This is a genomic window from Ancylobacter sp., assembly GCF_965249975.1.
Classification (GTDB): domain Bacteria; phylum Pseudomonadota; class Alphaproteobacteria; order Rhizobiales; family Xanthobacteraceae; genus Ancylobacter.
Genome location: NZ_CBDFNE010000004.1, coordinates 372,008 through 387,090, shown reverse-complemented (window position 1 = coordinate 387,090; position 15,083 = coordinate 372,008). Strand labels below are relative to the sequence as shown.

The following is a 15,083-nucleotide window of genomic DNA, read 5'->3' as shown; positions in this document are numbered from 1 at the left end:
GGACATGCTCATCATCACCTGCCCCTGGTGCGGCGCCCGGCCGGAAGTCGAGTTCCGCTATGGCGGCGAGGCGCACATTGCCCGCCCCGCCGACCCTTCCGCCCTCACCGACGCGGAATGGGCCGATTTCCTCTACAACCGCACCAATCCCAAGGGCCTGCACGCCGAGCGCTGGCGCCACATCCATGGCTGCGGGCGCTATTTCAACGCGCTGCGCGACACGGTGAGCGACTTCTTCGTCACCACCTACAAGGCCGGCGAGCCGCGCCCGGATGTCGAGGGGAGCGCGCCATGAGCCGACCTCTTCTCCCTCTCCCCGCCGGGGAGAGGGTTGGGGTGAGGGGCCTTCCCTTCGCTGCCGCCGCCTTCCCCCTCACCCGCCGCTGCGCGGCGACCTCTCCCCGCCGGGGAGAGGTGGACACCGCGCGAGGGTCCGCGACATGACCAACCGCTTCCGCACCGCCTCGGGCGGGCGCATCGACCGCGCCGCGCCGCTGTCCTTCCGCTTCGACGGGCAGACCTATTCCGGCTTTGCCGGCGACACGCTGGCCTCGGCGCTGATCGCCAATGGCGTGCACCTCGTCGGCCGCTCGTTCAAGTATCACCGCCCGCGCGGCTTCCTCTCCGCCGGCTCGGACGAGCCCAACGCGCTGGTCAATGTCGCCCGCGACGCCGCCCGCGCCGCGCCGAACCTGCGCGCCACGCAGGTGGAACTCTACGAGGGCTTGAAGGCGCAGAGCCAGAACCGCTGGCCCTCGCTCTCCTTCGATGCCGGCGCAATCAACGACCTGGCCGCCCCCTTCCTGCCGGCGGGCTTCTACTACAAGACCTTCATGTGGCCGGCGGGGGCGTGGAAGCGCTTCTATGAGCCGAAGATCCGCGCCATGGCCGGCCTCGGCGTCGCCCCGGATCTGCCGGACCCGGACCGCTACACCCAGAACCACGCCCATTGCGACGTGCTCGTCGTCGGCGCCGGCCCGGCCGGCCTTGCCGCCGCCCTCGCCGCCGCCGAGAGCGGGGCGAAGGTGATCCTGTGCGACGAACAGGCGGAACTCGGCGGCTCGCTGCTGTCCGAGACCACCGCCACCATCGAAGGCAAGCCCGCCGCCGACTGGCTGGCGGCGACGCTGGCGAGCCTCAAGGCGCGCGACAATGTCACGCTGATGCTGCGTACCACCGCCTTCGGCTATTTCCCGCACAACCACATCGCTCTCGCCGAACGCGTCACCGAGCATCTCGCCGTCCCCGGCCCCGATCTGCCGCGCGAGCGGCTGTGGGAGGTGCGGGCGAAAGAGGTGGTCATCGCCGCCGGCGCGCTGGAGCGCCCGCTGGTGTTCCCCGACAATGACCGCCCCGGCGTGCTGCTGGCCGATTCCGCCCGCACCTACGCCAATCGCTACGGCACCAAGGTCGGTGAGCGCGCGGTGATCTTCACCGCCTGCGATGCCGGCTACCGCACCGCGCTGGACCTCAAGGCCGCCGGCGTCAGCATCGCCGCCATCGCCGATCTGCGCGCGGAAGTCTCCGGCGAGCTGCCTTCCCGCGCGCTCGCCGCCGGCATCGATGTGCGCCCCTCCACCGTGCTGGTCGGCACCAAGGGCCGGCTGCGCGTCGCCTCTGCCCAGCTCGCCAAGGTGACGAAGGGCACGGTCGGCCCGGCGGAAACCATTGCCTGCGACAGCGTGCTGATGTCCGGCGGCTTCACGCCGAGCGTACATCTGTTCTCGCAGTCGCGCGGCAAGCTGGTGTGGGACGGCGCCGCCGGCGCCTATCTGCCCGGCACCTCGGTGGAGCGCGAGCGTTCCGCCGGCGCCTGCCGCGGCGTGAATGGCCTGCAGCGCGTGCTGGAAGACGGCTACGCCCAGGGCGAAGCCGCCGCCAAGGCCGCCCGCACCTACACCTCGCCCGCGCGCGGCGCCACGCCGGTGCCGGCCGCGCCGTCGCGGAGCCTCCCCGCCAGCGCCGAGGATCTCGGCACGAGCGGCTTCATCGGCGCCACCCCGCATGGGCGCAACCCGGCCTTCACCAAGGCTTTCGTCGACTGGCAGAACGATGTCACCTCCAAGGACCTGAAGCTCGCCACCCGCGAGGGCATGCGCTCCATCGAGCATGTGAAGCGCTACACCACCACGGGCATGGCGACCGACCAGGGCAAGACCTCGAACATGAACGCCCTCGGCATCGTCTCCGAGGCGCTCGACACGCCGGTGCCGAAGATCGGGCTCACCACCTTCCGCCCGCCCTTCACACCCACCACTTTCGGCCTGTTCGCCGGGGCGGCGCGCGGCGATGTGTTCGATCCCGTCCGCAAGACCGCCATCCATGACTGGGCCGCCGAACACGGCGCCGCTTTCGAGGATGTCGGCAACTGGAAGCGCGCGCATTACTTCCCCCGCGCGGGAGAAGGTGGACGCATGGAAGACATGCACGCCGCCGTCGCCCGCGAATGCAAGGCGGTGCGCGCGGGCGTCGGCATGTTCGACGCCTCCACCCTCGGCAAGATCGAGATCGTCGGCCCCGACGCCGCCGAGTTCATGAACCGCATGTACACCAACGCCTGGGCCAAGCTGGAGCCCGGCCGGCTGCGCTACGGCGTCATGCTGCGCGAGGACGGCTTCGTCATGGATGACGGCGTGGTCGGGCGCATGGCGGTGGACCGCTTCCATGTAACCACCACCACGGGCGGCGCCCCGCGCGTGCTGGCGCATATGGAGGACTATCTCCAGACCGAATGGCCGGACCTCGACGTGTGGCTCACCTCCACCACCGAGCAATGGTCGGTCATCGCCGTGCAGGGGCCGAAGGCGCGCGAGGTCATCGCCCCGCTGATCGAGGGCATCGACCTCTCCAAGGAGGCCTTCCCGCATATGAGCGTGCGCGAGGGCACCATTCTCGGCGTGCCGACCCGGCTGTTCAGCGTGTCCTTCACCGGCGAACTCGGCTTCGAGATCAACGTGCCTTCCGCCTATGGACGGGCGGTGTGGGAGGCGGTCTATGCCGCCGGCGAGCGCTTTGGCATTACGCCCTATGGCACCGAGACCATGCATGTGCTGCGCGCCGAGAAGGGCTACATCATCGTCGGCCAGGAGACGGACGGGACGGCGACGCCCGACGATGTCAATCTCGGCTGGGCCGTTGGCAAGGCGAAGAAGGATTTCGTCGGCAAGCGCTCGCTCCTGCGCGAGTCCATGTCCGCGCCGGACCGCCGCCAGCTGGTCGGCCTGAAGACCACCGACCCCACGGTGGTGCTGGAAGAAGGCGCGCAGATCGTCGCCGACCCTGCCGCCCCCGTTCCGGTGCCGATGCTCGGCTTCGTCACCTCCTCCTATCACAGCGCCGTTCTCGGCCGCTCCATCGCGCTGGCCATGGTGAAGGGCGGGCGCGCGCGCATCGGCACGAAGCTGATGGTGCCGATGCCGACCCACGCCATCGAGGTCGAGGTGGTCGAGCCGGTGTTCTACGATCCCAAGGGAGAACGCCTCAATGGTTGAGAGCGCTGCCGTGACCGCGTCCCTCGCACCCGCCCGCCCGCTCGGCGCGCTGGCCGCCGCCTCCCGCGTTCTCCCCGCCGCGCGGCTCACCGCGCTGGGGGACGCCGCCCGCCTGGTCTTCCGTGGCCGCGAGGCGGCGATCGGCCCGGCCGGCGAGGCCTTCGGCGTCGCCCTGCCGCACGAGGCCTGCCGCTTCAATGCAGCGGGTGGCCGCTTCGCCTTCTGGCTCGGCCCGGATGAGTGGCTGCTGCTCGCCCCCGGCGCAGAGGCCGCCCCGCTCTTCGCCGCCATCGAGGCCGCGACAGCGGGCGTGGCGCATGCGCTGGTGGATGTGTCCGCGCGTAGCGTCGGCATCGAGATCGCCGGCGACAAGGCCGCCTTCGTGCTCAACCAGGGCAACCCGCTGGACCTGTCGCTCGACGCCTTCCCGGTCGGCATGTGCACCCGCACCGTGTTCCACAAGGCGGAAATCGTGCTGGTGCGCCATGCTCCCGACGTGTTCCACATCGATGTCTGGCGCTCCTTCGCGCCCTATGTCTGGGAACTGCTGGAAGACGCCCGCCGCGAACTGGCGTGAACCGGGCAGGGCTGCCGCCACAACGTCATCCCGGACGGCCGCAGGCCGATCCGGGATCGTTCGCGAGAGGAGAGCGATCCCGGCTCTCCGCGCCGCTTCGGCCGGGATGACGCAAGCGGAACACACCGCCATGATCAGTGCCTTCGAGCTCTTCAAGATCGGCATCGGCCCCTCCTCCTCCCACACGGTGGGACCGATGCTGGCCGCTTTGCGCTTTGCCGAGAGCCTCGCGGCCGAGGGAGTGCTGGCGCGCACCGCCCGCGTGGAGGTGGTGCTCTACGGTTCGCTCGCCTGGACCGGCAAGGGCCATGGCACCGACAAGGCGGTGATCCTCGGCCTTGCCGGCCTGCACCCGCGCAATGTCGATCCTGACCGCGCCGACGTGCTCGTCGCCGGCGTGGCGGAAGACGGGCGCCTGCCGCTCGGCGGCAGCCACGGCATCCGCTTCGAACCTGCGCGCGACATCGTGTTCGATGGCGTCTCGCCCACCCCGCAGCACCCGAACACGCTCGCCTTCCGCGCCTTCGCGGCGGATGGCGCGCCGCTGTCCGAGGCGCGCTGGTGCTCCATCGGCGGCGGCTTCGTGGTGCCGGAGGCGGAGGTCGGCCAGCCGCCGGCCGCGGATGAGGCCGCCCTGCCCTACCCGTTCCGCAATGCCCGCGAGCTGCTGGCCTATGCGGCGCGCGAGAACCTCTCCATCGCCGAGCTGGTCCTCGCCAATGAGCGCGTCCGCCGCGCGCCCGCCGAGGTGGAGGCGCGGCTCGACGGCGTGGTCGAGGCGATGATGGCCTGCATCGACCGTGGCCTTTCCACCTCGGGCGAGCTGCCCGGCGGACTGCAGGTCAAGCGCCGGGCCAAGGCGATCCGCGACAGCCTTCTCGCCCGCAATGCCCCGACCCCGCATGAGATCATGGACTGGGTCAGCCTCTACGCCATCGCGGTGAACGAGGAGAACGCCGCCGGCGGGCGCGTGGTCACCGCCCCGACCAATGGCGCGGCCGGCGTGGTGCCGGCGACGCTGCGCTATTACCGCGACCACTGCCCCGGCGCGAACCGCGAGGGGCTGCACATCTTCCTGCTCACCGCCACCGCCATCGGCGCGCTGTTCAAGATCAACGCCTCGATCTCCGGCGCCGAGGTCGGCTGCCAGGGCGAGGTCGGCGTCGCCTGTTCCATGGCGGCGGGCGGGCTCGCCGCCGCGCTGGGCGGCACCCCGGCGCAGGTGGAGAACGCGGCGGAAATCGGCATGGAGCACCATCTCGGCATGACCTGCGACCCCATTGGCGGGCTGGTGCAGGTGCCCTGCATCGAGCGCAACGCCTTCGGCGCCATCAGCGCGGTCAACGCTGCCTCGCTGGCGCTGCATGGCGACGGCACCCACATCGTCTCGCTCGACAAGGTGATCGTCACCATGCGCGAGACCGGCCGCGACATGGCGTCGAAATACAAGGAAACCTCGCTGGGCGGCCTCGCCGTGAACCTGCCGGAATGCTGAGCCGCCCATGCCGCCGCCGAGGAAGCCCTCACCCGCCGCACAGCTGGTGCGACCTGACGCCGCAAATTTGCTATGCTGGGTCGAGGAGCAGGCCATGAACCAGCAGCGTCCCCCCTCCCTGGCCATGACGAGCGCGTCCAGCACGGCGGCGCCGGTGCTGAATGTCGGCTTCATTCTGGCCGACAATTTCACCCTCTCCGCCTTCTCGCTCATGGTCGACCAGCTGCGCCTCGCCGCCGATGATGGCGACCGCTCACGGCCCATCCTCGCCCGCTGGCAGGTGATGTCCTCGCGTCAGGAGCCGATCCGCGCCAGCTGCGGCATCACGGTGGCGCCCTCCGGCCCGCTCGCCGACCCCGCGAACTTCCACTACATCATCGTCGTCGGCGGCCTGCTGCATGGCGGCCAGCAGCTGGACGAGGAGAGCATCGCCTATCTGAAGCGCGCCGCCCGTGCCGGCGTGCCGCTGGTCGGCGTCTGTACCGGCTCCTTCGTGCTCGCCCGCGCCGGGTTGATGACCGGCCGGCGCTGCTGCGTGTCCTGGTATCACTATCAGGATTTCATGGAGGAATTCCCCCACCACACGCCGGTGGCGGACCGGCTCTATGTCATCGATGGCGACCGCATCACCTGCGCCGGCGGTGGCGGCGCGGCGGACCTCGCCACGGCGCTGGTGGAGAAGTTCCTCGGCCGCTCCATCGCCCAGAAGAGCCGGCACGTGCTGCTGCTGGACCGCCAGCGCCCCGGCACCGAATCCCAGCCGCACCCGCCCATCGCCGATCTGGTGGCGGATGACCGCGTGCGCCGGGCGCTGCTGATGATGGAGCAGCACCTCGCCGACCCCTTGCCCATCGCCGACATCGCCCGCCGGCTGCAGCTCTCCACCCGCCAGCTGGAACGCCTGTTCCAGACGGTGATGGGCCAGCGTCCGGCGGAATTCTACCGCCGGCTGCGGCTGCGCTATGCCCGCTTCCTGCTCGACACCACGGGCCGCTCGGTCACCGATATCGCGCTGGAAGCGGGCTTCTCGGACTGCGCGCATTTCTCCCGCCAGTTCAAGGCGCAGCACGGCTTCACCCCGTCCGATGCCCGCGCCCGCGCGCCGGTGGCGGTGCAGAGCGTCGCCGGCCAGCGGCTGTTCGACTGAGCGCAGGGGTACGTCGCTCGAAAGCGCTCTAACTCTTTGATTGGACGCAATTCCTATCGCAAAACCGCCATGCACTTTTGCGGGAATTGCTTTAGCGGATCGCCAGCCGCAGAAAATCGGCGGAGACACGCAGCTGGGTGGCGCCGTCGCGGTCGTTGGCGCGTGCCGTGTCGACCAGCGCCGCCTTGGCATCCACCTGCCAGCCGACCGAGGCCTGCGCCGGCAGGGTGATGTCGGCGTCGAGTGCGCCGACGGCGAGGTTCACCCTGCGCGGCGCATCGCTGAGGTCGAGACGCGCCCGCAGCGCCGCCCCGCGCAGGTCGATGCGCTCCACCGCCCCGGTGAGCGTCAGATCGCCGGCGCGCGTCTGGGTGTCGAGCGCGGCGAAGCGGCCTTCGAGCCGCGCGTCCATGGCGGCGAGCGTGATCGCCACCGACACCTCGGGCGGCAGGCTGGCGGTGAGTTCGACGGCGCAGTCGGAGGATTCGAGCAGGGAGGGGTTGTGCGCCTCGACATGCAGCACCGTGCCCTCCACCCATAGGCGGCTGTCTGTGCGGCAATCATTGAAGAACCAGCTCGAATACCAGCGGGCGAACCAGCCGGTGCGGCGCTCCGTGAGCCGCGCCTGCGTCCCCTCACCGGGCCGGGCGGTCAGCCGCACCAGGGCGGCATCGCCCGCGATCTCCACCCTCTCAATGCCGGAAAGGTCGAGCCGCCGGTCGTCGGCGCGGGCGAACACCCCGCCGGCCAGCAGCACGGCGAGGACGAGGAACAGCGTTTTCATGGCGGGGAACTCCCTGTGGTTGGTGAGCCCCTGTCCTCGCCGGTCCCCGTGTTCCTCGCGACCCGGATCGCGTTTCAGGTCGACCTGATGCGCGATCCGGGCCAGAACCGTGTGGTTGTCGCCGCCGCTGCACCCCCGTCGCGTCCATGCTCTTCGTCCCGCTGCCCTTCGTCGTCGCGCTGATTCTCCTGCTGCTGGCGCTCCGCCTCGTGCGCGGCGCGGAGGGTGGGCGCCCGCACGCGCTGTTTCTCGCCCTCATCCTCGCCTATGGCGTCCAGTCGGTGCTGGTCGGCCTGCGCTGGGGCTATGACATCCGCGCCGTGCAGCCATTCCAGGCGCTGCTGGCCAGCTTTATCGCGCCGCTGGCCTATGCCGCCTTCCGCAGCCTTGCCGAGGACGACGCGCAGAGGCCGGCACGCCTGTGGCCGCATCTCCTGCTGCCGCCGCTCGCCGTGGCGGCGCTGTTCCTCTTTCAGCCCGCGCCCATCGGCCCGGTGATCGTCACGCTGTTTCTCGCCTATGGCGGCGCGCTGGGCTGGCTCGCCCGAAGAGGCCCGGACGGGCTGATCGGCGCGCGTCTCGACGGCACCCTGCGCTCCTATCGCGCGCTGGTGCTCACGGCCGCCGCGCTGGTCGGCTCGGCGCTGACGGATATGCTGATCTCGCTGGACCTCGACTGGAGCGGCGGGCGTTACACGCCAGCGATGATTGCCAGCTTCAACATGCTGGCGCTGCTGGTGCTGGGCGCCGCCGCCGCGGCGGCCGATTCCGCCGCCCCCGACCGCGAGGCGCCGCCCGACCCCCTCGCCGCACCGGAAGACGCGGCGGACAGGCCGGACGGGAAGCGAACCGCGCCGGAGGGCACCCCATCCGACGAATCGGCGCAGGACGCCGCCATCCTCGCCGCCCTCGGCACGCTGATGGCCGAGCGCCGGCTCTACACCGAGATCGACCTCGATCTCGGCCGGCTCGCGCGCCGGCTCGCCCTTCCCGCGCGGCGGCTGTCGCAGGCGATCAACCGCACCCACGGCATCAGCGTCTCGCACTATGTGAACGATCTGCGCGTGGCGGAGGCGCAGCGGCTTCTCGCCGGCACCGATCTGCCGGTGACGCGGGTGATGATGGAAGCCGGCTTCCTCACCAAGTCCAATTTCAACCGGGAATTTCGCCGCGTCACCGGCACCAGCCCCACCGCGTGGCGGCGGGAGCGCGCGACGGCGGAGCCTGCCTTCCGCAAAGGCTGATCGCCCTGGCGACGCGAAGAGGCTGCCGGTGCGTCCGTCCGGCGTCCCTTTTCATCGATCAGGCGGCTCCGGCGGATCGAAGAGAGCTCTAAAGTCCGGTCGCGATCAGCACCGCCCCGGTGCCGATCAACGCCACCCCCGCCCAACCGGTGGCGGTGAGACGCTCGCCGAGGAACAGCGCGGCAAAGAGGGCGACCATCACCACGCTGAGCTTGTCGATCGGCGCCACGCGCGAGGCCTCGCCCATTTGCAGGGCGCGGAAATAGCAGAGCCAGGACGCGCCCGTCGCCAGCCCCGAGAGGACCAGGAACAGGCCCGAGCGCGGCGACACCGTGCCGAGCCCCTGCCAGCCATTGGTCACCGTCAGCAGGCCGGCGAGAACGGCGAGGATGACCAGCGTGCGGACGAAGGTCGCGAAATCCGAACCAATATTGGCGACGCCGATCTTGGCGAAGATGGCCGTCAGCGCCGCGAAGGCCGCCGAAAGAAGCGCCCAGATCTGCCAGCTCATGAGAAGGGGTTTCATGCTCGTCCGCCGCGCGGTTCGGGTCGGCAGGAATGTCGCACGGCACGCCTGCGCGTGTCATGCCTCTCCCGTGCCGGCCGCTGGCACCGGCAGGTGGTGGCCGGGGCGAGCGCGACCGACGCCCCCCCCGATGCGTGGCCGGCATCAGGGCCGCGGCAAATGTCGCGTGCAGCAAATTGTCTGTCGCGTCGGTGAAAGTCGGCGGCGCACTTGTGTCGAACAATTCCAGACGACAAGCGGGCCGCACCCGCGCGAGGGAGAACAGACGATGCTCGATTCCACCGCCACCCCGCTGAAAGCGCTGCTGCGCCGCCGCAAGCCGGGCTACAGCCTGGAAGCGCCGTTCTACACCAGCCCGGAAATCTTCGCGGCCGACCTCGACATCATCTTCGGCCATCACTGGCTCTTCGTCGGCGTCGACCCCGACATTCCCGAGCCGGGCGACGCCATGACGCTGAATATCGGCCAGACCAGCATCGTGCTGGTGCGCGACGATGACGGCGAGGTGCGCGCCTTCCACAATGTCTGCCGCCACCGCGGCGCGCCCATCGTCCATGACTACAAGACCACGGTGGGCAATCTCGTCTGCCGCTACCATTCCTGGACCTATGGCCTCGACGGCAAGCTGCTCGCCGCCTCGCATATGGGCGAGGGCTTCGACGCCTCCTGCCATGGCCTGAAGCCGGTGCATGTGCGCTCGCTGGAAGGGCTGCTCTTCGTCTGCCTCGCCGACGAGCCCCCGGCGGATTTCGAGGTGATGGCGGCGAAGATGGCGCCCTACCTCGCCCCGCACGATCTGAAGAACGCCAAGGTCGCCTTCGAGAAGGACATCATCGAGCCCGGCAACTGGAAGCTCACCATGGAGAACAACCGCGAGTGCTATCACTGCGCGGGCAACCATCCCGAGCTGACCGTGCCGCTGTTCGCCTATGGCTTCGGCTTCGCGCCGGAAGAGCTCGACGAGCATGAGCGCAAGGAAGCCGAGGATTACGACAAGCTGCTCAAGGACAGCCATAAGGAATGGGAAAGCTGCGGCTTCCCCTCCACGCTGATGGAGCATCTCGACGACATGGCGACCGGCTTCCGCACCGAGCGCCTGCCGCTGGCCGGCGCGGGCGAAAGCCACACCCACAGCACGGAAGCCGCCTGCAAGAAGCTGCTCGGCAAGATCAACGACCCCAAGCACGGGGCGCTGCATTTCTGGACCCAGCCGAACAGCTGGCACCACTTCATGTCCGACCACGCCGTGGTGTTCTCGGTGCTGCCGCTCGACGCCGAGCGCTCGCTGCTGCGCACCAAATGGCTGGTGCACAAGGACGCGGTCGAGGGCGTCGACTACACGATCGAGAACCTCACCGGCGTGTGGGACGCCACCAACGACCAGGATTCGGAACTGGTCGGCTATTGCCAGACCGGCGCGCGCAGTCCGGCCTATGAGCCCGGCCCCTACTCGCCGCACACCGAGATGCTCGTGGACAAGTTCTGCAACTGGTACGTCAACCGGATGAGCGAACATCTGGGACGGTGAGGCGGCGGGCCGCCTCTTCCCTCTCCCCGTCGGGGAGAGGTGGCCGGCGAAGCCGGTCGGTGAGGGGCGACGGCACGGACGATCGGAAATCCCCTCACCCCGACCCTCTCCCCCACGGGGAGAGGGAGCCTCGCCTGCGCACCGGCGCGAATTGACCTGACGAGATATCCCCCATGCACGCGCCCACCCCCACCGTCTCGCCCGAACCCGCCGCCCCGCGCCTCGCCGGCGCCCTCAAGGCGTGGAACCCGGAGGCGGATGACGCGCTCACCGTCCTCGCCATCCGCGACGAGACGGCGGATGTGAAGACCTTCGTGCTGGCGCCGAAGGAGCCGTGCCTGTTCCACTACCAGCCCGGCCAGTTCCTCACGCTGGAACTGGAGATCGGCGGCGAGACCATCAATCGCTGCTACACCATCGCCTCCGCCCCCACCCGCCCGCACACGCTGGCCATCACGGTGAAGCGCGTGCCCGGCGGGCCGGTGTCGAACTGGCTGCACGACCAGGTCCGCGTCGGCTCCACGCTGCGCGCGGTCGGGCCGATGGGCGAGTTCTCCTGCTTCATCGAAGGCAAGGCCGCGCCGGCGCCGAAATATCTGTTCCTCTCCGGCGGCAGCGGCATCACCCCGCTCATGTCGATGGCCCGCACCTTCCACGACCTCGCCGAGCCGCGCGACATCGTCTTCGTCCACGCCGCCCGCTCGCCGGCCGACATCATCTTCCGCGACGAGCTGGAACTGATGGCGCGCAACCAGCCGGGCGTGTTCCGCTTCGCCCCGGTCTGCGAGGCCGACAGCCCGCGCAGACCCTGGCACGGCCTGCGCGGCCGGGTGAGCCTTGGCGTGCTCGAACATGTCGCGCCCGATTTTCGCGAGCGCGAAGTCTTCGTCTGCGGCCCGGCGCCGTTCATGAAGGCGGTGCGGGAACTCCTGAAGGGCGCGGGCTTCGACATGGCCCGCCACCATGAGGAGAGCTTCGATTTCGCCGAACTCGCCAGGGCCGAGCCCGAGGTGGCGGCGGAGGTGGTCTCGGCCGAGCTGCTGCAGGCGGTGCCGGAGGCGCTGGAAGCGCCCGTGGTCACCTATACGGTGGAGTTCGCCAAGCAGAAGCGCAGCATCGAGTGCCGATCGGACATGTTCGTGCTGGACGCCGCCCGCCGCGCCGGGGTGCGCCTGCCCTCCTCCTGCTCGAAGGGGCTGTGCGGCACCTGCAAGTCGAAGCTCATCGAGGGCACGGTCGAGATGAAGCATGGCGGCGGCATCCGCCAGCGCGAGATCGATGCCGGCATGGCGCTGCTGTGCTGTTCCAAGCCGACCAGCAATCTGGTGGTGGACCGCTGAGGCAGCGCGCTGGGCTCCGCTTGAAAAACGTCATCCCGGAAGGGCCGCAGGCCCTGTCCGGGATCGCCATGCAGTTAGGGAGAACGATCCCGGCTCACCGCCTTCGGCGGCGGCCGGGATGACGCTTATTGCGGAAGCGGCTCAACCGGCGCTTCAGCGCCAGAGATCGAGCGCGCCGTTCACCGCCTGCTTCATCCCGTCATAGGCGCGGCTGGTGCCCTCCACCGTGCGGTCGACGATCTCGGTGGCGGTGGGAATGGGCGGCAGGCCGAGGAAGCCTTCCTTCTTCTCGCTCTCGCGGGCGACCACCGGGGCCGGCGGCAGCACGCCCGGTTCGGCGGCGGCGAGATCGAGCGGCCGACCGACCGAGGCGGGTGCGGCGCTGCCGGCGACCGGCGCGGGCGAGGGCGCGTTTCGCACCATCGGGTCGCGGCTGTCGCAGCGCGCGCCACACTGGTCGAAACGCTCCACGCCCGCCGGCAGGTCGGCGACGGTGATGTCGCTGGAAAGCGGCGCGGCGCCGGCATGGGTCGTGCGCGTCGCAGCAGGCTTGGCCGCCTTCTGCGGCGGCTTGTAGACCGCGCCGGGCTCGATGGCGCGGATCATGGTGGGAATGTCGAGCTGGTCGCCTTTGTCGCTGGGCTCCTCGCTCATGTCGAGCGGCACCGCCACCAGCCGCGCGAGCGTCTTCACGCTCTCCTGCGCCTGCTGCGCGCCGGCCTGCTCCGCCTTGCCGCGCGCATAGCCGCTGCCTTCGGCGACCACATAGGTGCCGGCGGCGACCGCGAGCGCGAAGCCCACCGGCAGCATGAGGCGGCCGGTCAGCGAGGACTGGAAGCTGGAGCGCGAGCGCAGGAAAGAGCGCATGGACGGAATCCCCTTTTATCTCGAGCGCATTTCCGCCTGTCTTGGCGACCATTTTGCGGCATGATTGGTGCCAGTCGGTGACGAAGCGGGGGTAATCCTGCGCGCCCATTTCCCAACATGATCGCCGCGCAAGCTTCGGCAAACTTTCCGGGTGCCCTGACGTGCTCGACCCCGCCTCGCTGACCCGCATCGGCTTCCTCACTTTGCCGAACCATTCGATGATCGCCTGCGCCAACGCGCTGGAAGCGCTGCGCATGGCCAATTACGTCGCCGAGGGGGAGCTTTATTCCTGGCGCATCGTCACACCGGACGGCACGCCCGCCACCGCCAGCAACGGCCTCACCCTCTCCCCCACGGTGGCGCTGGCGGAAGCCGGCCCGCTCGACCTCTTGCTGGTGTGCGGCGGCATCGATGTGCGCCACGCCGCCACCCCGGCGGTGGCCGACATGCTGCGCCGGCTCGGCCGGCGCGGCGTCGCGCTCGGCGCGCTGTGCACCGGCAGCTTCGTGCTCGCCGAGGCGGGGCTGCTCGATTTCTACCGCTGCGCCGTGCATTGGGAGAACCTGCCGGCCATTCGCGAGGAATTCCCGCAGATCGATTTCGTCGAGGAAGCCTTCGTCATCGACCGCGACCGGCTGACCTGCACCGGCGGCATCGCCCCCCTGGAAATGATGCTCACCCTGATCGAGGCCAAGGCCGGCCGGACGCTGGCCGACAAGGTGTCGGAACAGTTCATCGTCGACCGCGCCCCGCGCCGGACGGAGAAGGTGGTGGCCCGCCCGCGCCCGTTGCTCCCCGACCCGACGCTCGCCCGCGCGGTGCGGCTGATGGAGGCCGCGATCGAGCAGCCGCTGGGCGTTTCCGGCATCGCCAACCGGCTCGGCGTCTCCGCCCGCCAGCTGGAACGGCTGTTCCAGCGCCATCTCGGCGTCACCCCGGCGGCCTATCAGCTGCGGCTGCGGCTGGAGCGGGCGCGCGAATTGCTGCGCCTCTCGCCGCTGCCGGTCACCGATGTCGGGCTCGCCTGCGGCTTCCAGTCGGCGGCGCATTTCTCCACCGCCTATGCCCGCCATTTCGGCCGCCCGCCCAGCCGCGAGCGGCGCGGTCCCGCCCCCGCGCCGGCCCGGGCGTGAGGGTCCGGCGTCGTCCGCACTGGCGCGGCAGGTCGCGTGGTATTAATTGTGCAGGGTGACTGCCCTTTCCGCGGCGCCTCAAACACGCCGCGCCCCGAGACTGCGCCCATGAACGCGCCCGTGAATCCGACCCGTTATCGCAGGCTGGCCGCCCGCTACAGCGACCTGACGTCGGGCATGCTGGCGCCCGAGCGCACGCCGCTCGCCGATGCGTGGCTCGGCCTGCCCATGACCTTCGTCGCCGGCGCCACCAATGCCGGCGGGCTGCTGGCGGTGGGGCAATACACCTCGCACATGTCGGGCATCATCTCCTCCGCCGCCGACCATGCGGTGCTCGGCGCGCTCGACCTCGTTCTCGGCGGCCTGGGCGCGCTCATCGCCTTCGTGCTTGGCGCCGCCACTTCGGCGGTGCTGGTCAATTGGGGCCGGCTGCATGTCGCCGGCCGCGAATACGCGCTGCCGCTGACGCTGGAGGCGCTGCTGCTGCTGGCCTTCGCGCTCATCGGCCCGTTCACCCGCCAGCACGCCCTCATGCTCGGCCTCGCCGTGGCGGTGCTGTGCTTCATCATGGGGCTGCAGAACGCCACCGTCACCAAGATGTCGGGCGCCAAGATCCGCACCACCCACATGACCGGCATCGTCACCGATATCGGCATCGAACTCGGCAAGCTGTTCTATTCCAACCGGCGCCGGCGCGGCACCGGGCTGCCGCTGGTGCTGGCGGACCGGGAAAAGCTCAAGCTGCTCAGCTATTTCCTCACCGCCTTCTTCGTCGGCGGCGTGGTCGGCGCGGTGGGCTTCAACCAGGTCGGCTTCGTCTTCGCCGTGCCGCTGGCGCTGCTGGTTCTGGCGCTCGCCGGCCCCTCGGCGCTGCGCATCCTGCTGCGCTGAACAGCTCGGTCGCAACGCTACCGGCGCGATGGCGCAAATCTTCTGTCCGGCATAGGTGCA

Annotated in this window: 13 protein-coding genes; 10 read left to right on the top strand and 3 right to left on the bottom strand. The window is 70.1% G+C overall.

Annotated features, from left to right (window positions below):
* Positions 1–4 precede the first annotated feature (4 nt).
* The 5 genes from ACP2AH_RS06320 (at position 5) to ACP2AH_RS06300 (ending at position 6,710) form a co-directional block, all read left to right on the top strand.
* Complete coding sequence (locus tag ACP2AH_RS06320; protein ID WP_421699677.1) at positions 5–295, top strand: sarcosine oxidase subunit delta; 291 nt, start codon at positions 5–7, stop codon at positions 293–295.
* 145 nt (positions 296–440) lie between these two features.
* Positions 441–3,491, top strand: coding sequence for a sarcosine oxidase subunit alpha (locus tag ACP2AH_RS06315; protein WP_425105024.1), 3,051 nt, complete (start codon positions 441–443; stop codon positions 3,489–3,491).
* A 10-nt stretch (positions 3,492–3,501) separates the two neighbouring features.
* On the top strand, positions 3,502–4,068 hold the full coding sequence (locus tag ACP2AH_RS06310; protein WP_425105023.1) for a sarcosine oxidase subunit gamma: 567 nt from the start codon (positions 3,502–3,504) through the stop codon (positions 4,066–4,068).
* Positions 4,069–4,198: 130 nt separating this feature from the next.
* Positions 4,199–5,563 carry an L-serine ammonia-lyase gene (locus tag ACP2AH_RS06305; protein WP_425105022.1) on the top strand — a complete coding sequence of 455 codons (1,365 nt, stop codon included), beginning with the start codon at positions 4,199–4,201 and terminating at the stop codon, positions 5,561–5,563.
* 94 nt (positions 5,564–5,657) lie between these two features.
* Positions 5,658–6,710 carry a GlxA family transcriptional regulator gene (locus tag ACP2AH_RS06300; protein ID WP_425105021.1) on the top strand — a complete coding sequence of 351 codons (1,053 nt, stop codon included), beginning with the start codon at positions 5,658–5,660 and terminating at the stop codon, positions 6,708–6,710.
* A 91-nt stretch (positions 6,711–6,801) separates the two neighbouring features.
* Here the strand turns inward: ACP2AH_RS06300 and ACP2AH_RS06295 are convergent, their stop codons facing one another.
* A complete protein-coding gene (locus tag ACP2AH_RS06295; protein WP_425105020.1) occupies positions 6,802–7,494 on the bottom strand; it encodes a hypothetical protein in 693 nt (230 codons plus the stop codon).
* Between the two features lie 146 nt (positions 7,495–7,640).
* On the opposite strand from ACP2AH_RS06295, the gene ACP2AH_RS06290 reads away from it, so the two are divergent.
* Complete coding sequence (locus tag ACP2AH_RS06290; protein ID WP_425105019.1) at positions 7,641–8,738, top strand: helix-turn-helix domain-containing protein; 1,098 nt, start codon at positions 7,641–7,643, stop codon at positions 8,736–8,738.
* A gap of 88 nt (positions 8,739–8,826) precedes the next feature.
* Here the strand turns inward: ACP2AH_RS06290 and ACP2AH_RS06285 are convergent, their stop codons facing one another.
* Positions 8,827–9,264: an EamA family transporter gene (locus ACP2AH_RS06285; RefSeq protein ID WP_425105018.1), complete on the bottom strand. Its 438-nt coding sequence runs from the start codon at positions 9,262–9,264 to the stop codon at positions 8,827–8,829.
* Between the two features lie 268 nt (positions 9,265–9,532).
* On the opposite strand from ACP2AH_RS06285, the gene ACP2AH_RS06280 reads away from it, so the two are divergent.
* Together ACP2AH_RS06280 and ACP2AH_RS06275 are read left to right on the top strand one after the other, a co-directional pair.
* A complete protein-coding gene (locus ACP2AH_RS06280; protein ID WP_421699667.1) occupies positions 9,533–10,792 on the top strand; it encodes an aromatic ring-hydroxylating oxygenase subunit alpha in 1,260 nt (419 codons plus the stop codon).
* Positions 10,793–10,965: 173 nt separating this feature from the next.
* Positions 10,966–12,132, top strand: a complete 1,167-nt coding sequence (locus tag ACP2AH_RS06275) for a 2Fe-2S iron-sulfur cluster-binding protein (RefSeq protein WP_425105017.1) — start codon at positions 10,966–10,968, stop codon at positions 12,130–12,132.
* A gap of 153 nt (positions 12,133–12,285) precedes the next feature.
* Here the strand turns inward: ACP2AH_RS06275 and ACP2AH_RS06270 are convergent, their stop codons facing one another.
* A complete protein-coding gene (locus tag ACP2AH_RS06270; protein WP_425105016.1) occupies positions 12,286–12,999 on the bottom strand; it encodes a hypothetical protein in 714 nt (237 codons plus the stop codon).
* A gap of 161 nt (positions 13,000–13,160) precedes the next feature.
* Here ACP2AH_RS06270 and ACP2AH_RS06265 point away from each other — a divergent pair, with 161 nt between their 5' ends.
* Together ACP2AH_RS06265 and ACP2AH_RS06260 are read left to right on the top strand one after the other, a co-directional pair.
* Positions 13,161–14,132 carry a GlxA family transcriptional regulator gene (locus tag ACP2AH_RS06265; protein ID WP_425105015.1) on the top strand — a complete coding sequence of 324 codons (972 nt, stop codon included), beginning with the start codon at positions 13,161–13,163 and terminating at the stop codon, positions 14,130–14,132.
* Between the two features lie 108 nt (positions 14,133–14,240).
* Positions 14,241–15,023: a YoaK family protein gene (locus tag ACP2AH_RS06260; RefSeq protein WP_425105014.1), complete on the top strand. Its 783-nt coding sequence runs from the start codon at positions 14,241–14,243 to the stop codon at positions 15,021–15,023.
* Positions 15,024–15,083 lie beyond the last annotated feature (60 nt).